Source organism: Paenarthrobacter sp. YJN-D (genome assembly GCF_015040335.1).
In the GTDB taxonomy this organism is placed as follows: domain Bacteria; phylum Actinomycetota; class Actinomycetes; order Actinomycetales; family Micrococcaceae; genus Arthrobacter; species Arthrobacter nicotinovorans.
The window spans coordinates 3,803,694-3,825,956 of the sequence record NZ_CP053549.1; the positions used below are offsets into that span (position 1 = coordinate 3,803,694).

Below are 22,263 nucleotides of genomic sequence, written 5' to 3' on the forward strand. Positions count from 1 at the left end.
AGTCATCAGCGGTGGCCCCGCACTAAGCTGGGACCATGACCTCAGCAGCCCCCACGGTCCTCGTTTTCCTGGACCCCGCCTTCGAAAACGGCCGAATTGCCGATTCCACCCAACCGCAGCTCATGGCCACGGACCTGGGAGCTACACGCGGAGATGGCGTGTTCGAATCACTCCTGGCTGTCCAGGGCCGGCCCCGGAAAGTCCAGGCACACCTGAACAGGCTGGCCGGTTCTGCAGCAGCTTTGGACCTGACGCTGCCCGATCAGGACGCCTGGCGGCGGGCCATCGAAACGGCCATCACGGAATTCCGCAGCACCCACCCTGCGCCCACGCCTGAGGAGGACGAGGTTGTGGTCAAACTCATCGTCACCCGCGGTGTTGAAGGTGCGGCGAGCCCCACGTGCTGGGTACAGGCTTCGCCCTCACCCGCAGGCAGTCGCCGGCAGCGCGAGACGGGCATCGACGTCGTGCTTCTGGACCGCGGCTTCGACACCGAAGCCGGCGAGCGCGCGCCATGGCTGTTGCTCGGTGCCAAAACACTTTCCTATGCCGTCAACATGGCCGCACTGCGCTACGCGCATAAGCAAGGCGCCGACGACGCGATCTTCACCTCGACCGACGGCCGCGTCCTGGAAGGGCCGACGTCCACCGTGCTGCTGGCGCACCTTGAAGAAGTGGACGACGGCGCTGGTTCCGTCAGGACTGTTCGCCGCCTGATTACACCGCAGCTGGACAGCGGCATCCTTCCGGGAACCTCGCAGGGTGCGCTGTTCGCGGCAGCCAAGGCCGCCGGCTGGGAACTTGGCTACGGTCCGCTGGAGCCGCAAGACTTGTTCGACGCCGACGCCGTGTGGCTCATCTCGAGTATTCGCTTGATCGCTCCGGTGAACCACATCAACGGCAAGGAAGTCGGCACACCCGCCATCCGAAAGCAGCTCACAGCCGAGCTGAACGAATTGTTCGCGGGTATCGAATAGAGGTCCGCCCTGGGGCGTCTGCCAAGGATGCTCCGCTTGGAACCTAGCAGGTCGCAAGTAGAGTAATTGCTCGCATGACTCAATGATAAGGAACTCTTGGCCTCAGCTATGAGCAAATTGTGCGTCCAATCGCATTTCTTATCCTCCTTGAAATGGTCATTCGTCATGTGATGAATCTTGTTCTCGTGTTAGTTGGATCACGTCCGACTGCCACTACTTCAGACTTTGCTGGCTAACTTCCCGGAGGGAATATGGGACTCAGCTCCCCCACAAAAGCCGAAGCATCGGCAACCGAGGCGCAGTCCGCAACTGCCGCCTCACCATCAGGACTCCGCCGGTCCATGGAGGCCCGGCACCTGGTCATGATCGCCATGGGCGGTGTCATCGGTTCAGGCCTCTTCGTCAGTTCCGGCTACACCATCGCCACCGCCGGCCCCCTGGGCGCGGTGCTTGCCTTCCTGATCGGCGCTGTCGTGGTGTATCTCGTGATGGCCTGCCTCGGGGAACTCGCTGTTGCGTTTCCCGTTTCGGGCGCATTCCACATCTATGCCGCCCGCACCATCGGACCCGCCACAGGCTTTGCCACGGCGTGGCTGTACTGGCTCTGCTGGGCTGTGGCCCTTGGTTCGGAATTCACCGCGGCCGGGCTGCTCATGCAACGGTGGTTCCCGGGCGTGGATGTCTGGATCTGGTGTTTCGTTTTCGCAACAGTCCTCTTCAGCCTGAACGCCATTTCATCGCGCGTCTTTGGGGAATCGGAGTTCTGGTTCGCGCTCATCAAGGTCGCCGCCGTCGTCGGCCTCATCATCCTGGGCGGCGCCGCGCTTACCGGTTTCCACCCCCTTGCAACGGGCGACTACCCCACGTTCGGCGAGAACTTCAGCACCCCTGACGGGCTCTTCCCGAACGGTTTCACGGGAGTCTTTGTCACGTGCCTGGCCGTCTTCTATGCCTTCTCCGGTTCCGAACTGATCGGTGTTGCAGCTGGTGAGACCGCCAACCCCGGCGCGAACATCCCCAAGGCAATGCGTACCACAGTGATCCGCCTAATGATCTTCTTCGTTGGTGCCATCACGGTGATCGCGGCAACCATCCCGTACGAAAAAGTCAGCGTGGACGAGAGCCCGTTCGTCACCGTCTTCTCCATGCTCGGCATCCCGTACGCGGCGGACATCATGAACTTCGTGATCATCACGGCGTTGCTTTCCGCCGGAAACTGCGGACTCTTCTCCTGTGCCCGCATGCTGTTCTCGCTGGCCGACGAAGGCCACGCACCCCAGGTCTTCAAGAAGCTCACCAAGCGCGGCATCCCGCTGGTTGCCCTCTGCGTGAGCATGCTCGGCGGTCTCGCCTCGCTGATCAGCAGCGTCGTTGCGCCGGCTACCGTTTACCTGGTGCTGGTTTCCGTGGCCGGCTTTGCGACAGTGGGTGTGTGGATGTCGATCGTGGCTTCACACTTCATCTATCGGAGGACGTTCGTGAGGAACGGTGGCGACGTCAACACTCTGCCGTACAAAGCGCCGCTGTTCCCGCTGGTGCCGATCCTCGCATTCGCCTTGTGCGTTGTGTCGTTGATCGGCATCGCGTTCGATCCCAACCAAGTGGCGGCCCTCCTGTTCGGAGTGCCCTTCGTGGGTGCCTGCTACGCGTTCTTCTACTTCAAGTACGGACGCCGCCGCTCGCTCAAAAAGGCCGTCAACTCCTAGCGCCGCGGATTCCTGACCCTGTTGGGATGCAGATCAGCCCTTGGACAACTCTTTCGGTTGCCCAGGGGCTGATCTGTTGTGGAAGATCGACGGCGGACCTCACCCCGCCTGCGCACAATCACTCTCCGCGGCTGATGGCCTTGGGTCTACTTCTTGTTTGCCCGCACCGGGTGCTCGCTCAGAATTGACAGCCTGTTGAAAGCGTTGATTCCAATCGCCGCCATGCAGAGGACACTGATCTGTTCGTCACTGTAGTGCTGACGCGCCACGGCAAACAGTTCCGGGCTGGGACGGGAGGTACTCATGCGGGTAATCTGCTCCGCGATCTCCATGGCGACGACCTCGCTGGGTTCGAACAACTGCACTTCCTTGTACACAGCCACCAATGACAGGCGCTGCTCCGTCTCGCCGTACTTCAGTGCCCGACGGTGGTGGAGATCCAAACAGAACGCGCACCCGTTGATCTGCGAACACAGGTAATTGATCAGTTCGAGGGTCCGGCGCGGGATCCCTAGCCGGTCAGCTTCGTCAACGAGTTGCTGCGAATAGTGGCTGAGCGTCGCGTAGAGGTCCGGTTGCTGCTTATCGAGATAACCGGCCAGCCGCGGTTTTGTTTCCTGTTCAGGCATGTCTGGAGCTTAACGCACTGCGCTCGGAGAGCTTAAGTGAGCAAGCGTCACCGGCAAGCACGCGGGATGTGAGGGAGGGTCACAGCCAAGCACGCGGAACGTGAGCGAGCGTCACCGCCAAGCACGCGGGATGTGAGGGAGGGTCACTCCGGGGTGTCGGCGGCCAGGCGGATGCCGTTCTCGGCCAGCCACACGGGGTTGAAGGCCTTGCTCAGGTAGTTGGTGCCGGCGTCGGGCGCTATGGCCACCACCACCGAACCGTGAGGCGCGGCGCGGGCCACGCGCACTGCTGCCGCGACAGCGAGACCGGACGACGGCCCCAGCGCGAGCCCTTCTTCGTCAAGAAGCCGATGGACCGTGCTGTAGACCTCGTCGTTGGGGATCCGGAGGAAGCGGTCAACGATGGAGCGGTCGAAGATCTTGGGCCACTCTGACTGCGGCCAGGAGTTGCCGACGCCGTCCACCAGGATTTCGCCGGGATGACCCCCGCTGTACGCGGAACCGTAGGGGTCGGCACCCACCACTTCAACGTGCCCTCCCGGCCTTGAGGCTGCTACCTGTTCCTTCAAGTAACGCCCGTTGCCGCTGATGGTGCCGCCCGTACCGATGCCGGCCACGAAATGCGTCACCAGCCCACCCGTCTGTTCCCAGATCTCCGGCCCCGTGGTCTCGTAATGTGCCAAAGGATTGGCCGGATTGTCGAACTGCATGGGCCGCCAGGCGCCGGGTGTTTCGGCGGTAATCCGGGCGGCCACGGCTCGCGCGTTCTCCGGAGACTCGGACGGCGCGTTCCAATCCGTCAGGATCACCCGCGCGCCATAGTTGTGCAGCGCAGCGAGTTTTTCCTCGGAAATGGTGTCGCCCGTGACCACCACCACCGGGTGGCCCGTGAGGTGCCCGATCAGCGCCAGCCCGATCCCGGTGTTACCGGACGTGCTCTCCACAATGGTGGCCCCCGGCCTCAGCTCCCCCGAGCGCTCGGCAGCCCGCACCATACTTAGTGCCGTGCGGTCCTTGATGGAACCACCGGGGTTCTCGGACTCCAGCTTGACGTGGATGACACTGCCGAGCCCGCGGCTGAAGTTCTCCAGCTTGACCAGCGGAGTGTTCCCCACCTTTTCCAGGACCGAGGCGTCGAGACCATCAAGACCCCCGGGCAGTGCATGCAACCCATGCTTACGGGTGGCCGTGCTCATGGCGTCGCCTCCTCTGTTTCAGTGAAAAGCTGATCCACGGCTTCGCGCAGCACCGTCCGCGAGCGCTCCACCAGGTCCGGGGCCGAAGGCCGGTCCGCCAACACATCAGCAAGCCGGCCCGCCACCAGCCCGGTCCCGTTGCCGAGCGGCTGTGCAGCTTCGGCTTCCAGCAGGAGGTAGGAAGCCGTGAGGGACTCGATGGCCAGGAGCTTCTCCGCGGCATCAATCGACTTCTCCAGCTGTTGCAAGGCCAGCGGAGCAAGCGTCGAGTGGTCCTCGATGTCGGCTGAGAGCGTGGGCGCGCCGAGGGTTGCCGGCGCTGCCAGGAATTTGAGTTCGGCCAACAGTCCGGCCGCGGAATACCAGAGCAGCCCGGGCAGCTCCTCCTGGATCAAGGCAGACGCCGCACCGGGCGCGGAGGACGCCGCTGCCAGGTGCCTCGCCCGGATGGCCCGCTGCGGTGGATACAGCTTGGCGATCCGCCGCTCGCTGGAAATCCCCACGTGCGCCAATCCCAACCGCAGGCTTTCGAAGGACAACGCCAGCTGCATGGGTTGGAAGTTCCCGCCGGACACCATCGTTCCCGACTCCACATCGACCAACGGGTTGTCTCCCCGGCCGTTCAGCTCCACTTCCAGGCCCGAACGCAACTGCGCCACCAAGAACCGGAACGCCCCGTGGGTCTGCGGTGCAGCCCGGAAGGACAACGCGTCCTGTACCGACGCTTCCCTGCGGACATCCTCCAGCCAGCCACCGCTGAGAAGCCGTCGAACAGCGGCGGCCGAGTCCCGCTGGCCGTCAACCGCCTTGGCCGCTTGGATGGCCGGCGAAAAGGGACTGAGGTTTCCGCCGCCGTCGTACCTTGCGATCGCCTCCAGCGACAATGAAAGCGCGACGTCGGCGAGCCGGGCCAGGTGCTGCAGGCGCACCAAGGCGAGGGCTCCCGCGCCCACGGAGTAGGCATTGGCGCTCACCAGGGCCAAGGCCTCTCCGGCAGCAGGTTGCAGGGCTTGCAGACCGGCGTCCGCGAGGGCTTTGGCGCCGGGCACCAGCATGCCGGAGGCGTCGAACGCTTCTCCCTCGCCCAGGGCTACGGCAGCGACGGCGGCCAGCTGGGTCAGGTCGGAGGAACCCACGGACCCTTCGCGCGGGATGGCGGGGTAGACGCCGCGGTTGAGCAGTTCGGCATAGAACCCGGCGGTCCCGGCACGAACCCCGGATCCGCCCCGGCTGAACCCGACAAGCCGGGCCAGGATCACTGCGCGCGCTGCGGCACGATCCAGATACGGGCCTACGCCGCTGTTGTGATACCTGATGACCTGCACCTGGTAGGCGAGGAGGGACTTCTCCTCCACAGCAGTGTCCCGGCCTGACCCTAGAAGGGTATTCAGGCCGTAGACCCGTTGGCCGGAAGCGGCCGCCTGCTCCACGATCTCCCTTCCCCGTCCGATCAAATTCAACGCTTCTTGGTTGAGTTCCACGTGAAACGTCGGATCCGCAGCCGCTTCCGCCACAGCCAACGCGGAGATGGGGCCCGTCCCGATGGTGAAAATGCCCATTAGAAATCCAGCAGGTTTTGGCGGAATCCGCCGTTGCCGTAACTCTTCCTCAACAGGCCGCGGCGGCGGAGTTCCGGGGTCAGCTTGTCCAGCACACCGTGCACGGTCACCGGATCAACAAAGCCGGAGAACAGGAAGCCGTCGCCCCCTACGGCCGCGCCGGTCTCCTCCAGATAATCCGCAATTTCTCCCACCGTGCCGATGATCGAATCCCCGGCACCACCGCTGCGTGCCTGCAGGATTTCACGCAGAGTGGACCCGGGAGGGGCAGCCTTGGCGAAGTGCTCCAACGTGCCCTGGTTGCTGTTGGTGCTCAACTCCGGAAGCGGGGCATCGAGGTCGAACTTTTTAAAGTCGATCACGGACAGGTAGGAGATGGAGTTGAGCTGGCTGTCGATGTCACGCTGCGTCAATTCCCGGCGCTGCGCCCGTAGCTCCTCGGCCTCGGCTGTGGAACCCACCACGGTGGGCTTCAGCACGAAAAGCACCTTCACGTCGTCGGGATTCCGCCCGGCTTTCGCCGCCTCGGCCCGGATCGAATCCCGGTAGGCCTTCATACCGTCAACGCCGCGGGCGAGCGCAATTGCCACATCCGCGTGACCGCCGGCAAACGCTTTGCCCCGCGGAGAGGCGCCAGCTTGGACAAGCACGGGTTCCTCGGGCAACGGTGCCGTGTTCAACGGCCCACGGACCTTGAAGAAGTCGCCGTCGTGGTTGATCGGATGCACTTTGGTATGGTCCGCAAACACCCCGGCTGAAACGTCCTCAAGTACAGCGTCGGCCTCCCAGCTACGCCAAAGCCGCCTGACGACGTCGACGAATTCCTCCGCTTTTTCGTACCGGAGGTCATGTTCGATCTGCTGGTCCAAGCCGTAGTTCTGCGCGGCGAGATCGCTGCCCGAGGTGACCACATTCCATCCGAGCTGCCCCTCGGAGAAGTGCTGCAGGGTAGCGAGGAGCCGGGCCGCGGTGAAGGGCGGGTAGAAGGAAGCGCTGACCGTGGGAACGATCCCCAGGTGCTCCGTGGCGGAAAGCAAGTACGGGACCAACGCCAAAGGATCGTGTTTCGGCGCAAAGGAAGCATGGGCCAGCGAAACCTCGGCAGTACCGCCATAGGTGTCCGGGACGGTCAGGGAATCCTCGATGATGAACAGGTCCAGCCCGGACAGCTCGAAAGCGCGCACGGCTTCCTGGTACAGGGCCGGTTTCTTCCAGTCGTACCCCAGGCTGTAGCCCGGAGTGCCCCAGCCCTGCACCCCGAAACCGTGCCCCACAAACCAACCAAAATGCAGCATGGGCTTGAGTGTAGAACTGCTCTGTCCGTTCACCGCGACCTGATTTCATACGAAGTTACAGGGGGTCGTACTGCGTCAATTATGCTCCCGGGACGTCTTAATTGGACCCGTACTCCAGTACCGCCCGGTTACGCAACATGACGACGGCCGCCGTGCGGGCCGTCGTCGTGAATGCTACGTTTTTCTTGAGTAATGAGAACCAGCGCAAAGCCCTGACTTGCTGGTCGGCAACCCTCTCTCCGGCGGGGTGCCTCAGGTGACTACTCGGCGTATCGACAACTCGAACTGCAAGCGTGACTGAGGAGCACCAGCAATGCCTGAACCCACTGAAGAAAAACTCTCTTACCGCCTGATAACAGGCCCGGATACCCGCGACTTTTGTGAGCGGATCACCAACGCCCTGGCGGATGGGTACGTACTGCACGGCAGCCCCGCCGCCACGTTCAACGGAACCGACGTGATCGTCGCGCAGGCCGTCGTCCTGCCCGCCGCGATTGCCAGCGCCGATGCCGCAGTCGCCAACGCCGTTGATGAACTGGATACCGACGACGAAGAAGCATTCGAGGGCCACGCATGAGCTACGCAGGTGACCTGACCCCGCAGGACGCGTGGGCCAAGCTTGAACAGGGCGCCATCCTGGTGGACGTCCGCACCGAGGGCGAATGGGCCCACATCGGAATCCCCGACACGAAAGCCACCGAGAACGATCCCCTGTTCATCCAGTGGAACCTCGCCGGCGGCATCCCGAACTCCCGCTTCATCGAGGACCTGCAACAACAGGCACCCGAGGACGACGGCGTGGAGCTCGTCTTCATCTGCCGCTCCGGCCAGCGCTCCATCGCCGCCGCCATCGCCGCCACGCAGGCAGGATTCACCGCCTACAACGTCCTTGAAGGCTTTGAAGGCGAACCCGACCGTTACGGCGAACGCACCGTCAATGGTTGGAAGAACCGTGGCCTGCCAACGAATCTGGGGACCGAGTAAGTGACTTTCAATCCTGACGCCGCCGGCTGGAGCCCCGACACCCAGGCCGTTCGCGGTGGACTTGACCGTACCAACTTCCAAGAAACGGCCGAACCCGTCTTCCTGAACTCCGGCTTCGTTTACGAATCCGCCGCCGCGGCAGAACGCGCCTTCACCGGCGAGGACGAACGCTTCGTCTACTCCCGCTACGGCAACCCGTCCGTGGCCACCTTCCAGGAGCGGCTGCGCCTCCTCGAAGGTACCGAGGCTTGCTTCGCGACGGCGTCCGGCATGTCCGCCGTGTTCACCGCACTGGGTGCCCTGCTGGCTGCCGGTGACCGCGTGGTTGCTGCCCGTTCCCTCTTCGGCTCCTGCTTCGTGATCCTCAACGAGATCCTTCCGCGCTGGGGCGTGGAGACGGTGTTTGTGGACGGACCGGACCTTGACCAGTGGCGTGAGGCTCTCTCCGAGCCGACCACCGCCGTCTTCTTCGAGTCACCGTCCAACCCGATGCAGGAGATCGTGGACATCCAGGCCGTCAGCGAACTGGCGCATGCCGCTGGGGCGACTGTCGTCGTCGACAACGTCTTTGCCACTCCCCTGCTGCAGCGCTGTGGCGAGCTGGGCGCCGACGTGATTGTGTACTCAGGCACCAAGCACATCGACGGCCAGGGACGCGTCCTCGGTGGCGCGATCCTGGGCACCAAGGAGTTCATCGATGGACCGGTGAAGCAGCTCATGCGCCACACGGGGCCATCGCTTTCGGCTTTCAACGCCTGGGTGTTGACCAAGGGCCTGGAAACCATCGGGCTCCGAGTCAACCACAGCTCGGCATCGGCCCTGAAGATCGCGGAATGGTTGGAGCAGCAACCCGCCATCAGCTGGGTCAAGTACCCCTTGCTGAAGTCGCACCCGCAGTACGAGCTCGCCGCGAAGCAGATGAAAGCCGGCGGCACAGTGCTCACGTTCGAGCTCTCGCCGTCCGCTGGCCGCTCCGCGAAAGAAGCCGCGTTCGCGCTGCTTGATGGATTGCGTGTCATCGACATCTCCAACAACCTTGGTGACTCCAAGTCGCTGATCACCCACCCTGCCACCACCACCCACCGGGCCATGGGTCCGGAGGGCCGGGCGGCGATCGGGCTGTCCGATGGCGTGGTGCGCTTGTCGGTGGGGCTGGAGGACGTGGACGATCTCATCCTGGATCTGGAGAAGGCCCTCAAACAGGTCTAACCTTGCTGGCATGAGGCATCCGTACCGCCGGGCGGGGGCTGTCATCGTTGCGGGATCGGTGGTGTGGTTGGCCGGGATTTCACCGGGATCCCGCGTGTACCTCATGCACGACCCCGCAGAGCGCCTGCGTTTGCTGCTTGCCAGCGAGCGCGGATGGGTGATCGGCCACCACGCGGCCGCTGCAGGAACCGTCGCAGTCCCGGTGGGCTTCCTGGCGTTCTCGAAAGCACAACCGGCAGGGACCTCCAAAGCGTGGGCGTCCGCGGCAGCAACAGCGCTGCTCGCGGGCGCACCATTCTTCATCTACAGCTTGTCGCGGCGGGCCTCGGATCTTGAGCGTTTCGCTTATTTTCGGGGATCCAATGCACCGTTCCTCGCCTACTCATGGCTGCATGTGCTGGGCTTGGCTGCCATGGGCGGCAGCCTGCTGAAGTCCCCCGCCAAACGATGGGCGGGGATGACGGCAGCAGGGATGGCCGTGGTTTCCGGGACCGTCCTGACGACCACCAAGGACATCCCGCCCCTGGTTTTCTACCTCACCGAAGGAGCCGTCGGAGCGTACCTGATGGCGTGGCCGGAACCCGGGGACATCGGGGATAGCGAGAACATCGGAGACATCGAGGGCTAAGGCCGCCGCACCCTGGTCAGCAGCGGGACCGGGTCCTTGAACGCGCCCGTCGCGGTGCCACGAACAGTCACCTTCGCAGCGTGCGAGACCACGGCGGCAAGGGCTTCGGAGCCGGGTGGGTTCCCGCCGTCACGATGCCTGGCGCTGTACCGTGCCGCTGCGTCCCGTTGTTCGAGCGCTCCGTTGCCGCGCTCCAGAATTCCGGCAATGCCCGCCTTGACCAGCGCCAATTCACCTTGGTCATCCAGTACCGGGCTGAGATAGTCGACCAACGCCCACACGACATCAGCGGCAGGCTGGGGCCGGAAATCGCCGAAGTCCAGGAGGTCTCCCCGCAAACCGGAATTACTGGCCCGCCAACCCGCCATCCGCAGCAGGGCGGTCGGCACCGGGGTGGGATCAACGCCGTCGAGCATTTCCAAGGAGGCCGTCTCCACCAAAGCCCGCACCAGCACCGCGATCAGCGCCGCGTCCTCTGCGCGGAGGCAGACGTCGGCGACCCGGACCTCTACGGTGGGCTGGTTCCTGGCGATCCGGGCATCGAAGTAGATCATCCCCTCATCCAGGACTACACCGGTATCAAGCAAGCGCTGCACCACGCGTCGATAAGCCGTGAGCGAGCCAAAAAGCGATGACGGCCCGGACGTGGGCCACCGGTTCCATGCCTGCGTGCGGTAGCTGTCGAACCCGGTCGGAAGCCCGCGCCAGTAGGGCGAATTGGCCGAGAGCGCGGTGAGTACCGCGAGTTTGTCCCGGATGTGGTCCAGCACCACCACGCCTTCCTCCGGGGACTCCACTGAAGTGTGAACGTGGAACCCGCACGTCAACTGCTCGGTGGCGATGATGCCGAAGTGGTCCAGCATCGCGGCGTACCGGGGATCCGGGGTGGTGTGCGTGTTCGAGGCCAATGGTGAAGTGGCGATCGCTGCAACCCTTGCACCGTGCCGCCGGGCAGCTTCATCGGCCATGGCGCGGCCCCGGCGAATCTGCTGCAGGAGTTCGGCATAGCTGTGACACGGCCGCGTTTGGGTTTCGATTTGCTCCAGCTTGAGCTCCTGGCTCAGTCCGGTCTCCGTGGCAGGTTCCTCGTAGCCGGCCAGAAGCGCGTCCGCGAGAGCCAAGGGCATGCCCGTCACCGGATCAACGATGAGCAGTTCTTCCTCGACCCCGAAAGTCCGCATGCTCCATTCTGCGTCACGGGTGGCCTCCAGAACACAGGGTGGGACTGGCAGTTTGGCCTGCGGCAAAGAGATTCTGCTGGATCATCGTCCGTGGAAACGGAGAGGACCCGCGGATTAGCCGGCCAAGCAAGCTGGCCGGGGCCGATGATCCAGCAGATTTGTCCACATACGCGAAGTTTCCGGGCTGGGCAGGGACCAGTCCGTGGCTGACTGAAGGCATGAACGCATTCGAATTCTTGTCGTCAGTAGGTGGAGTAGCCAAGGTAGGGCTGCTTAAGGCCCACGGGCACACCCCGGCGGACCTAAGGAAGCTCGAGGGGGCCTATCAACCGCGGCACGGCATATGGGCTCTGCCCTCCGCAGATACGGAGTTTGTCTCTGCCCTCGTAAACAACGGACTTCTGACATGCGCAAGCGCAGCTGTCCGCTATGGCCTCTGGCTTAAAGACAAACCGGGAAGACTGCATCTGGCAACCAAGCACAACAGAGGCCGGGGGTTTATCCGGCACGGAGGTCTCAGGCTGGGCTCGGCGTCCTACGTTCCAGTTGCATCGCTGGAAGACACTGTCATTCACGCTCTCACGTGCCTGCCGGACGTTGACGCCATTGCCGTGGCCCAGTCCGCTATGAAAAACCGTGGAGTTCCCCGTGACGTCCTGGAGGGCGAGCTGCGGGCCAACTACTTCGGGAATGCGAGGAAACGACTGCGCAAGGCCGACGGTTTGTCTGAATCCGTCCCGGAGATCAGTGCCCGCCTGCTTTTTGAGGCGGCGGGACTCTCCTTTGAACGGCAGGTCCAAATCCCAGGAGTGGGCCGGGTGGACACCCTGATTGACGGCTGGCTGATTGTGGAGGTCAATGGCTATCAGTTCCACAGTTCACGGGAGGCCTGGAGAAAGGACATGGGCAGGTTGAACGCGGCGCAGGCAATGGGTTACCGCGTCCTGAGCTTCGCCCCCGAGCACATCTGGAACTCGCCGGAGCTGGTCTTGGGCCAGATCCGGGCGTGCCTTGGGCTCGGAAGGCCGCGGGGTAGGCGGTGACAGCGTATTTGCTGGATCATCGCCCGAAGCAGCAGCCGGAACGCCCGTAATTCCGGGCTTTCCCGTTGCTGCGAGCGCCGATGATCCAGCAAAAATACGTCAGCATCAGTCCTGGAAGTACTCCACCTTCGCGCCGATGGTGTTCAGCCGCTCGGCCAGGTCCTCGTAACCTCGCTCAATCACGTAGATGTTGCGCAGCTCGGAAGTACCCCTGGCCGCAAGCATCGCCAGGAGAAGGCAGGCGGCGGGGCGCAGGGCCGGAGGGCAGCCGACTTCTGCGGCTCGCCACTTGGTTGGTCCGTTGACGTAGATCCGGTGGGGGTCCAGGAGCTGAACCTGGGCGCCGAGTTTGTTGAGTTCTGTCAGGTAGATGGCCCGGTTTTCGTAGACCCAGTCATGGATCATGGTCTGTCCTTCGGCGTTGCCGGCAATCACGGCGAAGAAGGGCAGGTTGTCGATGTTCAGGCCCGGGAATGGCATGGGGTGGATCTTGTCCTGCGGCGCATGCAGCTCCGAGGGCTTGGTTGTCACGTCCACCAGGCGCGTGCGGCCGTTGCGGGCCATGTATTCGCCGGAGATCTCGAGCTTCTGGCCCATCTGCTCCAGTGTGGCCAGCTCGATCTCCATGAACTCGATGGGAACCCGGCGGATGGTGACTTCCGAGTTGGTCACGATTCCGGCAGTGATCAGGCTCATGGCCTCGATGGGATCTTCGGACGGGAAGTATTCAATGTCCACGTCGATGGCCGGCCGCCCGGTGATCTTCAACGTGGTGGTGCCCACACCCTGGATATCCACGCCAAGGCCCTGCAGATAGAAGCAGAGGTCCTGGACCATGTAGTTGGGGCTGGCGTTGCGGATGACCGTGGTGCCTTCGCGGTGCGCGGCTGCCATGATGGCGTTCTCCGTGACGGTGTCGCCGCGTTCGGTCAGCACGAACGAACGGTGGTGTCCGTCGGCGGCGGGCGCCGTGACGGAGTAGAAACCGGACTTCGCCTCAACCTCGAGGCCGAACTGGCGCAGCGCCTGCATGTGGGGCTCAACGGTGCGGGTTCCGAGATCGCATCCGCCGGCGTAGGGAAGAAGGTATTCACTGGTCTCGTCAAGGAGCGGTCCCAGCAGCATGATCACGCTGCGGGTCCGGCGGGCGGCGTCCACATCCATTGATTCGAGGTCAAGGACCTCGGGCCTGCGGATGCGCAGATCGCTTCCGTTAAGCCAGGTGCATTCCACGCCGATGGATGTCAGCACTTCGACGATCCTGTTGACCTCTTCGATGCGTGCCAGGCGGCGCAGCGTGGTGGTGCCGCGGTTGATCAGGCTCGCGCACAGCAGGGCCACACCGGCGTTCTTGCTGCTGTTGACGTCCACCTCTCCGGAGAGCGTACGGCCGCCTTCCACCCGCAGGTGGGTCATTTGGGGTTTACCCACCTTGACGATGGAACGGCCGAAGATCGCTTCGAGGCGTTCGATCATCCGGAGGCTCAGGTTCTGCTTGCCCTGTTCCATCCGGGCGATAGCGCTCTGGCTGGTTCCCAGCTCAGTAGCCAGCTGCCCCTGCGTCCAGCCCTTTTCGCCGCGGGCGTTGCGGAGCAGGAGGCCTACGTGTTCTGCGGTCGGTTGCGTCATAACCAAGAAATATCACAAGTGAGTTAGAAGTGGCTAGCAAAACACCGTTTAGGCGGCAAACGTCACACCCTACCCGTATTGTGCGATATATAGCCCGACGGCGGCACTCGCCTCATCGGGGCCGCTCACTGCGGCGGTGGGTTCAGTTCCCTATGCCCGCCAGTACCCCAAAGCGTCAATCCGATGCTTATCCACCCCGAGTTCCTTCTTCAGGTGCTTCACGATGGCACGGGTGCTGGATGCCTCGCATGCGACCCAGAAGAAGTCATCCGTCGCTGACACGGCCTGTGGTGCCAGCCCCGCGCAGACTTCCTCAACCAGTGAGGCGCCGTCGCGTTTGCGCGGAATCCAGGTGACGACGTCGTCGCCGGACGTCCGGACGGCGAGCGTGGTGTCGGCGTCGTGCTGGTATTCGAGCCAGGCGGTGACCGGTGTGCCGTGCGGTCCCCGCGCGTCCAGGAGCGAGTTGATGGCCGGAAGTGAGGCAGGATCGCCGACCACCCAGATGCGGCGCGGCGCGGGCTGCGGGAACGCGAAGGAGCTGCCTTGGACTGTGGCGTCGATGGTGTCGCCGGCCTGGACGGTGCGGGCCCAATCAGCTGCCACCCCGCGGTGCATGGCGAAGTCCATGCTGAACGTACCGGCCTCCGGATCCGCGTTGACCAGGGTGTAGGCGCGCTGGTGGGCCTTGCCGGAGTCGTTGAACCAGAGGCGGATCCACATGGTCGGGTGCAGGCCGCTGGCCTTGAGGAGCCCGCCGTCGCGCACGTGCACGCGAAGGAAGTCGGGGGTGATTTCTTCCCGGGCGGTGACCTGCAGGGTGAAATCCTTGGCGCCCATGACTTTCAGGACGACACCTTCCCAATTGCGCTTCAAGCAGCACTCCTTCACGAATGGCCCACGATTTGTGCCCGGGGCCAAAGCCATTTATCTTGAACTTAAGTAAGCCTAACCTAAGCTCGAAAGCGGCCTGACTCATGACGCCTGCCCCGACGCAACAATCCGCCCCGGCAGGCGGCACCGGAACCTACCGCGACACCTGGGGAATCCCGCACCTGTGGGCTGACTCGGCGGACGAACTCGCCTTCCTCCAAGGCCGGAACGCCGCGACGGACCGGTCCTGGCAGATCGAACTGGAGCGCTGGCGTTCAGAAGGCCGAGTCGCCGAAGTGCTGGGGCCCGACGCCGTGGTCTGGGACCGGTTCGCCCGGCAGGCCCGGCTCAATGACACCGCGCTCCGCTGCTTCGACAAACTCCCCCACGAAACGCAACGCTGGTGCGGACAGTACGTTGCCGGCATCAACCAGGCCCTGGCCGACGGCCTTCGTGGCGGTCCCGAGTTCGACGAAGCCCGCTGCGCCCCTGAGCCCTGGCTTCCGTGGACACCGCTGGGAGTCTTCCTGGTGCACCACATCCTCTTCTCCACCTTTCCCAACAAGTTGTTCCGCGCCCACGTCGCGCGGACGCTCGGGGAAGATGCAGTGGACCTGTTCAGCATCGAAGCTCCAGTCTGGTCCGGCAGCAACGCCTGGGCCGCCCACGGTTCCACGACTGCGAGCGGCCTGCCCTTGATCGCCGGAGACCCGCACCGCCTTCTGGAACTGCCCGGCGTGTACCAGCAAGTGCGGCTGGCCTGCCCCGAATTCGACGTCGTGGGCTTCGCATTCCCCGGAGTTCCGGGCCTGCCGCACTTCGCCCACACGGGCCACACCGCTTGGGCCGTCACGAATGCGATGGCCGACTACCAGGACCTCTACGTGGAGGAACTCCGCCGGATCACCGACAGCAATGGCGAACGCATCGAGGCGCACGGAGCGGAAGGTTGGGAACCCGCCGTCGTCAGTACCGAGACCATCAGCGTCCGCGGTGGCGACGCGGTGACCGTTGAGGTGATCGAGACTGCCCGCGGCCCCGTCATTTCGGAAATGCCCGACGGCGGTGCGCTGAGCCTGCGTTTTCCCGCGCGGGTTGAGGGGCGGCTGGGTTTTGAGGCCCTCCTGCCGCTGTTGAGGAGCCGGAGCGTCGCTGACGTTGAAGCTGCATTCGATGCCTGGGTGGAGCCCGTCAACAGTGTGGTGGCGGCGGATTCATCCGGGGCCGTGAGGCATTTCGTCGCCGGACTGGTTCCGCAGCGCAACCCGGCGAACCGTCGGCTGCCCACACCGGCCTTGTCACCACGCCATGCCTGGGAAGGACCTTATGTTGCGCTGCCCCGCACCGAGGTCCGGCAGTTTGCCGTCAGCGCGAACGATCGGGCAGCCGGTGGCGGGGACGCCGTGGCTATGGAATTCGCCCCCTCATACCGGGCGCTGCGCATCCAACAATTGCTGGAGTCCGCGCCGGCAGGGACGCTGTCCGGCGACACCATGCAGGGAATCCATACCGACACGTTGCTCGGTCCGTGGCCGTTCTTCCGGAAGATTCTGGCTGCACTGGAGACAACCGGGCTGTCCGACGAGGCGAAGGAACTGAGACTGCAGCTACTGGCGTGGGATGGCCGGATGGACGCCGGCAGCCATCCCGCGGCCGTTTTCGCTGCCTGGCGCGGTGCATTGGTCCAGCGCCTCGAACGTCACGCCGCTCTTGCTCCCCTGAACACCCCGAGCGGCTATTCCCCCTTGTTTGGCCCGTGGTTGTCCGTGGCATCGCGCATCGGCTTCGCACTGGAGACCCTGCTGGCCCGCGGCTCCGAACTTGGCATCGCCGTCTCCGTGGAGGCAGCGGCGGCGTTGGAAGCCACAGCATTGGAAGAAACGTTGCTGGACGGCGCGTCCTGGGGTGACCGGCACACGCTGCTGGCAGTCCATGTGCTCCCCGAAACCCTTGCCGCTGCGGCGCCCACGGCCGCCCTCAGTGGAGACACCGGCTGCGTGCTGAGCACCGAAAGCCTCCCTGGAGTGGACGACCGAAGCTTCCGCGGACCTGTGGCCCGTTACGTCTGGGACCTGGACTGCCGGGAGAACAGCCGGTGGATTGTGCCTTTCGGCGCCGCCGGATCGCCCGGCCACAGCCACTTCGCGGACCAGCTCCCGCTCTGGAGCGAAGGCCGGATGGCCCCTGTAACCACGGACTGGTCCGCCCTGGCCAAAGACCCGAACTGACACCAGACACCCGCCTACCGAAGGAACACATGAGCACCGCCACCCAGGACTTCTCCGTCCGCACCACCGTCTACTCCGAGAACCTCGAAGGCTGGGGTGAATTGCGCCTTGTCCCGCTGGTCCCCAGCGAAGACATCGGGCTCATCTTCGAATGGGTCAAGCAACCCCGCGCCAGGTTCTGGGGCATGACGGAGAAGTCCCAAGAGGAAGTGCTGGAAATCTACGGATTCCTTGACTCACTGGACACGCACCACGCTTTCCTGGCCCTCCTCGACGGCGAGCCCCTGGCCCTGTTCCAGACATACGAACCACTGCACGATCCCGTGGGCGAGGCCTACCCCGCCCGCGAGGCGGACATCGGGATGCATCTGCTGCTGGCACCGGCAACGCGCCCCATTCCGCACTTCACCCCCAGGCTCGGCACCTCCCTTATCAGGTACATGTTCTCGCTCCCGGGCAAGGACCGGATCATCGTGGAGCCAGACTCACGCAACGCCAAAGCCCTGCGCCGGCTTGAAGCGACGTGCTTCGAACTCGGCCCGATCATCCAGCTCGAGGAGAAGGAGGCCCAGCTCGGCTTCCTCACCCGCGCAGATTTCGACGAAATCCAGGAGCTACCGGCCCGCTAACGCCACACGAAGCTCCACGTTCCGGCGCCCAAAGCCGTGAGGACGGCGCCTCCGGCTATGGCCACGCCGCCAAGTACCACCCAGACGTCCATCAGCGAGTACGTGGACTCACGCGCCCACGTCCGTTGTCCCCCGCCGAAACCGCGGGCTTCCATGGTCACGGCCAACCGCGAAGCCCGCCGGACGGCCTGGACCAGCAGCCCGAAGCTCTGTCCGAGCGTCGCTTTGAGGCGCTGGATCGGGCTTCCCTGCGAGCCGACACCGCGGGCGCGCCGGGCCATGCCGATGGTCTGCCACTCCTCCGCCATGAGGCCCACCAGCCGCATGGCGGCAAGGGAACCGAGGACAAATCGGTGCGGCAGCTTTGCCTTCTGCGCAAGTGCGTCCGCCAGGTCCGTCGGGTCGGTGCAGGACATCAGCAGGATCGCGGGGAGGGCGATCGCCAAACCGCGCAGCATGAAGCCGAGCCCCAGCTCAAGGGAACCTTCGCTGATGGACCAGAGTCCGACGTCGAGCAGTACTGCGCCGCTGTCAGCGGCGACAATCGCGGTACTCCAGCCACCGATCGCCGCCGCAATGATCAGCGGCCAGGCGCGCTGCCAGAGAAGGCGGAGGGTGAGGCCGGCCAAGGGGAAGAGCGCCAATTCCGCGAGGAGAGCCGTGGACGCGGAAACCCAGTCGATGGACAGGGCCAGCACCAGGGAGATAAGGAAGACGGCCACGAACTTCGCCAACGGGTTTGCCCGGGTCAAGAGCGCGTGGTTGCCGCGCAGGTTCAGTGCGTCCCTCATGCCGCACCCGCTTCCTGGGGGGCCGTCTCACCTTGGGACACCGGCCCGAGCCGCAGTTCCGTCCCGCCCAGTACGGCACTGAATTCCTGGTCGTGGGTCACGGAAACCACGGCGGTACCGGCGTCCAGCAACTCCGAGAGGAACGAGGCCAGTTCGGCCCAGGTGTTGGCGTCCTGTCCGAAGGTGGGCTCATCGAGGACGAGTACCTTCGGGTGCGCCGCCAACACCGTAGCCACTGAAAGCCTGCGCTTCTCACCGCCGGACAGTGTGTAGGGATTGGCGTCCACCAGATGGGAGAGCCTCAGCCGCTCCACCAATTCGTCCACGCGTTCCCCGCCGTGGCCCAGGTGCCTGGGGCCGAACATGAGCTCATCCAGGACCTTGCCCGTGACGAACTGGTGCTCCGGCTCCTGGAAGACCGTGCCGATCCTGGAGATGAGCTGATCGGCCTTCCATTTGTACGGGTCGATGCCCGCCCCCTCCGAAAGGTCGACGCCGGCGCTCACCATGCCGTCCACCGGCGCCAGAAGGCCGGCCAACGTCAGCGCAAAAGTGGACTTCCCGGCACCATTGGGCCCGGTAATGGTCAACGCCTGGCCAGCACGGACCTGGGCGGTGATGTCCCTCTGCACCGGAACCGGAGGGATGGTTCGGAAGCGCTTCCGCCTGGGCTTTTCCCGGGACACGGCCAGGTCCTGCGCTGCGAGGAGGAGTTCGTTTGTCCCGGACGTCCGGGCACGCGCCCTTGTGGCGGGAACGTAGCCGGGAACCCATACGCCCGCCGCCATCAGCATGGAGCGCGCCTGGGTGAGGACCTGCTCCGGCGGACCATCCAGGAGGACTCCCGGGGTGCCTGATTGCGGGCCTGCGGTACCGGGCTGCAGGACCACTATCCTGTCCACCAGGTCCTTCCACACGGACACCCTGTGCTCCACCACCACCAGCGTGGCGCCGGTCTTGTCCAGGCAGCGGGCCACGGCGTCGCGGACCTCGAGGACCCCTGCAGGATCGAGGTTGGCCGTGGGTTCGTCCAGCAGGATCAAGCCTGGCCGCATCGCCAAAATGCCGGCCAGCGCGAGGCGCTGCTTCTGTCCCCCGGAAAGTGCCGCCGTCGGGTGGTCCAATGCCAAACCGCCGCCTGATGCGGTACGCAAGCCGACGTCGTCGAGCGCTTCATGCACCCGGGACCAGATCTCCTCGCGCGGCACGGCAAGGTTCTCCGCGCCGAAGGCAACGTCGTCGCCCACCCGGGAGAGAACCACCTGCGTTTCGGGATCCTGCTGCATCAGCCCGGCGCGGCCACGCTGCTCGCGGGAAGTGACGCCGTCGATCAGCAGCGAACCGGTCTCATCAGAGTCGTCTTCCTCGTCACCCAGCACCCCGGCGAGGGCGTGCAGGAGCGTGGACTTGCCGGCCCCCGAAGGGCCCAGCAACAGGACGCGTTCCCCCGGTTCAATGCGGAGGTCAAGGCCCTGGATGGCAGGCTGGGCCCGGCCGGCATGCCGCCATCCCCACCCCTCGGCGGAGATGGCGGCAGGCCGGACCGTGCCGCTGTGTGTGGCAGACATCAGTTGAAGACTGGCTCCGAAGCGGCCTTCCGCGACGCGAAGGAACTCAGGACACCCGTCGTGGCCAGACCGCGGGTGGCGATCCAGGACAGGCCGCCGGCGATCACTGCACCTGAGATGGTGGTGAAGGTGATGTACGTCAGTTTGTCGATGGCCTCGTAGGCGATATTCCAGCCCCAGGGCAGGAAGGAGTCGTTCAGACCGCAGAAGAGGCCCGCGCCTGCGCCCGCGAGGAGTGCGGTGGGCAGGTTGAACTTCTTGTAGCGGAACGCGGCGAAGATCAGCTCGGCGCCAAGGCCCTGCAGGACGCCGGAGATGAGCACCGTGGTGCCGTACTGCGAACCCATGATGAGCTCACCCGTGGCTGCGACGGCCTCGCAGAAAAGAGCTGCGCCGGGCTTTCGGATAATGAGCATGCCCAGGACTGCGGGGATCATCCAGCCACCGGCGATCAGGCCGGTAAGGGGCGGGTACGCCGCATTCATGGGGATGGATACCAGTGCCGCGCCCTGGGACCAGGCCCAGAAAATCACGCCGCCGGCGATGGCGATGAGGGCCGCCACCACGATGTCTACAACACGCCAGCTATAACTGGTCTTCTTCACGTTTACCGTGGTCATTTTTCTGCCTCCTGAGGTTACAGGAGGGGAAAGTGCTCCCCGGAATCCGCCTGGCTTGCGCCGTCCGGCTCCGGACACTCTGAGAAGCTCGACTCCCTTGCGCCGGTACTAACCGGATCAGGTTCGAGGGTCTGCGGCTGTCCGCACTCTCAGCGCCCTCGCGTCTCCTGCATCGCTGCAAGGTCCGACGGCGGCGCTCCCCTGTCGTTATCAAATCTGCCCTGATGGGCGGGTTCAGTTTACACCTCCGCGTACGGCCGGCTCTGGGCCGCGGTCACAATCCTGTTGCGAGGCCCGCTCTGCACCCCATCCCCACACCTAAGCACGCACAGCAGGCCCCACAACGCAACGAGGGTGCGTTGCGAGGCCCACTCTGCGCCCCATCCCCGCGCCTAAACACGCACACCAGGCCCCACAACGCAACGAGGGTGCGTTGCGAGGCCCACTCTGCACCCCATCCCCGCGCCTAAACACGCACACCAGGCCCCACAACGCACCTGCAAGAATGGCCTGATGACGGATCTTCCAGGCTCCCACGCACCCGTGGCCGAGCCACGCCTCGCTGCCAGCGTGATTCTGCTCCGCGACGCCCCCTCGGGGCTAGAGGCATTTGTCCAGCACAGAGTCAGCACCATGGACTTCGCGGCAGGAATGGTGGTCTTTCCGGGCGGCCGGGTGGACGCTGTGGATCAGTCCGGCTGGGACTACCCCGGGGAACTGCTGCGCAGCCATGCGTTGTCCTGGGCGCAGAGTTCGATTTCCGCGGACACAGCGTTGGCGGAGAGGAACGCGGGAATGGTGCTCACGGCAGCAATCCGCGAAGTCCAGGAAGAAGCCGGGCTGGGCATCGAGCCCGGAGACCTGCGCCCCTGGGCCAACTGGATCACGCCCATAGACATGCCCAAGCGCTTCGACACCTACTTCTATGTGGCCAAGCCGGCACCGGAAGCGCAGCCCCGGCATCAAACCACGGAGGCTTGGCAGTCGCTGTGGATGCCGGTGTCCGGAATCCTGGAAGCGGAAGCCGCAGGGCAGTTGAAGCTGATGCCACCCACCTACTATCTGCTGAAGGAAATCGCTGTCCTCGATTCCGTAGGGGCAGTGTGGTCCGCCGAGCACCCGGTCGTCCCGGTTCTGGCTCCGGTCGGGTCCTTGGCAGCGTTTCTCAAGGAGCGGGAAAACCGCGGGTAGCCGTGCCGTGCAGCTAGGCTGGTGGCATGAACCTCTTTTTCAAGCTGCTGGGCGCCGGGGTAAGCCTCGGTGCAGGCTTTGTCGGTACCAAACTCGTCAACAAAGGCTGGGAAAAGGCCACGGGCAACAAGCCGCCCACAGGCAACGATGACATGGAGACGAGCCTCCGCTCGGCTCTGACCTTCGCGCTGATTTCCGCTTTCGTGAGCACGCTGATCCAGGTCCTTGCCAGCCGCGGCACCCAGCGGGCGATTGCCCGCTTCGCGAAGTCCCAGGACATCGTCTAAGCATCACCCAACAAGCAACGCGGGGTCACTTATGGCCCAT

Annotated in this window: 21 protein-coding genes and 2 riboswitches; of the genes, 11 read left to right on the forward strand and 10 right to left on the reverse strand. The window is 64.5% G+C overall.

Going from position 1 to position 22,263, the window contains the following annotated elements; all coding sequences use genetic code 11:
* Positions 1 to 35 precede the first annotated feature (35 nt).
* Both HMI60_RS17635 and HMI60_RS17640 read left to right on the forward strand, forming a co-directional pair.
* Positions 36 to 977: an aminodeoxychorismate lyase gene (locus tag HMI60_RS17635; protein WP_193590109.1), complete on the forward strand. Its 942-nt coding sequence runs from the start codon at positions 36 to 38 to the stop codon at positions 975 to 977.
* 251 nt (positions 978 to 1,228) lie between these two features.
* Entirely contained in the window at positions 1,229 to 2,683 is a 1,455-nt protein-coding gene (locus tag HMI60_RS17640; protein WP_193590110.1) for an amino acid permease, read from the forward strand.
* A gap of 146 nt (positions 2,684 to 2,829) precedes the next feature.
* Here HMI60_RS17640 and HMI60_RS17645 read toward each other — a convergent pair whose 3' ends face one another.
* From HMI60_RS17645 to HMI60_RS17660, 4 genes are all read right to left on the reverse strand, one after another.
* A complete protein-coding gene (locus tag HMI60_RS17645) occupies positions 2,830 to 3,312 on the reverse strand; it encodes a carboxymuconolactone decarboxylase family protein (RefSeq protein ID WP_018778203.1) in 483 nt (160 codons plus the stop codon).
* Between the two features lie 143 nt (positions 3,313 to 3,455).
* Positions 3,456 to 4,508 carry a PLP-dependent cysteine synthase family protein gene (locus HMI60_RS17650; RefSeq protein WP_018778202.1) on the reverse strand — a complete coding sequence of 351 codons (1,053 nt, stop codon included), beginning with the start codon at positions 4,506 to 4,508 and terminating at the stop codon, positions 3,456 to 3,458.
* Positions 4,505 to 6,067: an aromatic amino acid ammonia-lyase gene (locus HMI60_RS17655; protein WP_193590111.1), complete on the reverse strand. Its 1,563-nt coding sequence runs from the start codon at positions 6,065 to 6,067 to the stop codon at positions 4,505 to 4,507. Before HMI60_RS17655 ends, HMI60_RS17650 begins: the two co-directional genes overlap by 4 nt.
* On the reverse strand, positions 6,067 to 7,395 hold the full coding sequence (locus tag HMI60_RS17660; RefSeq protein WP_018778200.1) for an NtaA/DmoA family FMN-dependent monooxygenase: 1,329 nt from the start codon (positions 7,393 to 7,395) through the stop codon (positions 6,067 to 6,069). Before HMI60_RS17660 ends, HMI60_RS17655 begins: the two co-directional genes overlap by 1 nt.
* A 155-nt stretch (positions 7,396 to 7,550) precedes the next feature.
* Positions 7,551 to 7,662, forward strand: a riboswitch (SAM riboswitch).
* Positions 7,663 to 7,675: 13 nt separating this feature from the next.
* Between HMI60_RS17660 and HMI60_RS17665 the strand changes: the two genes are divergently transcribed.
* The 4 genes from HMI60_RS17665 to HMI60_RS17680 are packed head-to-tail and all read left to right on the forward strand — an operon-like array spanning position 7,676 to position 10,183.
* Entirely contained in the window at positions 7,676 to 7,939 is a 264-nt protein-coding gene (locus tag HMI60_RS17665) for a DUF1737 domain-containing protein (protein ID WP_018778199.1), read from the forward strand.
* On the forward strand, positions 7,936 to 8,346 hold the full coding sequence (locus tag HMI60_RS17670) for a rhodanese-like domain-containing protein (protein WP_039243084.1): 411 nt from the start codon (positions 7,936 to 7,938) through the stop codon (positions 8,344 to 8,346). Before HMI60_RS17665 ends, HMI60_RS17670 begins: the two co-directional genes overlap by 4 nt.
* Entirely contained in the window at positions 8,347 to 9,555 is a 1,209-nt protein-coding gene (locus tag HMI60_RS17675) for an O-succinylhomoserine sulfhydrylase (protein WP_079581891.1), read from the forward strand.
* A 10-nt stretch (positions 9,556 to 9,565) separates the two neighbouring features.
* The gene (locus HMI60_RS17680; protein WP_193590112.1) at positions 9,566 to 10,183 is read left to right on the forward strand and encodes a hypothetical protein; all 618 of its coding nucleotides are present in this window, start codon (positions 9,566 to 9,568) and stop codon (positions 10,181 to 10,183) included.
* Here HMI60_RS17680 and HMI60_RS17685 read toward each other — a convergent pair.
* Complete coding sequence (locus HMI60_RS17685; protein ID WP_193590113.1) at positions 10,180 to 11,364, reverse strand: glutamate--cysteine ligase; 1,185 nt, start codon at positions 11,362 to 11,364, stop codon at positions 10,180 to 10,182. The two genes, HMI60_RS17680 and HMI60_RS17685, sit on opposite strands and share 4 nt — an antisense overlap.
* Before the next feature lie 218 nt (positions 11,365 to 11,582).
* Between HMI60_RS17685 and HMI60_RS17690 the strand changes: the two genes are divergently transcribed.
* Positions 11,583 to 12,407: an endonuclease domain-containing protein gene (locus tag HMI60_RS17690; RefSeq protein WP_193590114.1), complete on the forward strand. Its 825-nt coding sequence runs from the start codon at positions 11,583 to 11,585 to the stop codon at positions 12,405 to 12,407.
* A gap of 105 nt (positions 12,408 to 12,512) precedes the next feature.
* On the opposite strand, the gene HMI60_RS17695 is transcribed toward HMI60_RS17690, so the two are convergent.
* Both HMI60_RS17695 and HMI60_RS17700 read right to left on the reverse strand, forming a co-directional pair.
* Positions 12,513 to 14,036 (reverse strand): UDP-N-acetylglucosamine 1-carboxyvinyltransferase, encoded by a 1,524-nt coding sequence (locus HMI60_RS17695; protein ID WP_018778193.1) that lies wholly within the window; start codon positions 14,034 to 14,036, stop codon positions 12,513 to 12,515.
* 150 nt (positions 14,037 to 14,186) lie between these two features.
* Entirely contained in the window at positions 14,187 to 14,912 is a 726-nt protein-coding gene (locus HMI60_RS17700) for a siderophore-interacting protein (RefSeq protein WP_193590115.1), read from the reverse strand.
* Between the two features lie 101 nt (positions 14,913 to 15,013).
* Here HMI60_RS17700 and HMI60_RS17705 point away from each other — a divergent pair, with 101 nt between their 5' ends.
* Together HMI60_RS17705 and HMI60_RS17710 are read left to right on the forward strand one after the other, a co-directional pair.
* Complete coding sequence (locus HMI60_RS17705; RefSeq protein ID WP_193590116.1) at positions 15,014 to 17,137, forward strand: penicillin acylase family protein; 2,124 nt, start codon at positions 15,014 to 15,016, stop codon at positions 17,135 to 17,137.
* 29 nt (positions 17,138 to 17,166) lie between these two features.
* Entirely contained in the window at positions 17,167 to 17,766 is a 600-nt protein-coding gene (locus HMI60_RS17710) for a GNAT family N-acetyltransferase (protein ID WP_018778190.1), read from the forward strand.
* Here the strand turns inward: HMI60_RS17710 and HMI60_RS17715 are convergent.
* From HMI60_RS17715 to HMI60_RS17725, 3 genes are read right to left on the reverse strand one after another with little or no spacing between them, the layout of a single operon-like run.
* A complete protein-coding gene (locus tag HMI60_RS17715; RefSeq protein WP_018778189.1) occupies positions 17,763 to 18,557 on the reverse strand; it encodes an energy-coupling factor transporter transmembrane protein EcfT in 795 nt (264 codons plus the stop codon). The two genes, HMI60_RS17710 and HMI60_RS17715, sit on opposite strands and share 4 nt — an antisense overlap.
* Positions 18,554 to 20,125, reverse strand: coding sequence for an ABC transporter ATP-binding protein (locus tag HMI60_RS17720; protein ID WP_193590117.1), 1,572 nt, complete (start codon positions 20,123 to 20,125; stop codon positions 18,554 to 18,556). The genes HMI60_RS17715 and HMI60_RS17720 overlap by 4 nt, the downstream gene beginning before the upstream one ends.
* Entirely contained in the window at positions 20,125 to 20,745 is a 621-nt protein-coding gene (locus tag HMI60_RS17725; protein ID WP_039243096.1) for an ECF transporter S component, read from the reverse strand. Before HMI60_RS17725 ends, HMI60_RS17720 begins: the two co-directional genes overlap by 1 nt.
* Positions 20,746 to 20,821: 76 nt before the next feature.
* Positions 20,822 to 20,958, reverse strand: a riboswitch (TPP riboswitch).
* Positions 20,959 to 21,258: 300 nt separating this feature from the next.
* Here HMI60_RS17725 and HMI60_RS17730 point away from each other — a divergent pair.
* Positions 21,259 to 21,936 carry an NUDIX domain-containing protein gene (locus HMI60_RS17730; RefSeq protein WP_193590118.1) on the forward strand — a complete coding sequence of 226 codons (678 nt, stop codon included), beginning with the start codon at positions 21,259 to 21,261 and terminating at the stop codon, positions 21,934 to 21,936.
* Positions 21,937 to 21,962: 26 nt separating this feature from the next.
* Positions 21,963 to 22,223 carry a DUF4235 domain-containing protein gene (locus HMI60_RS17735; protein ID WP_018778185.1) on the forward strand — a complete coding sequence of 87 codons (261 nt, stop codon included), beginning with the start codon at positions 21,963 to 21,965 and terminating at the stop codon, positions 22,221 to 22,223.
* The last annotated feature ends 40 nt before the right edge of the window (positions 22,224 to 22,263 follow it).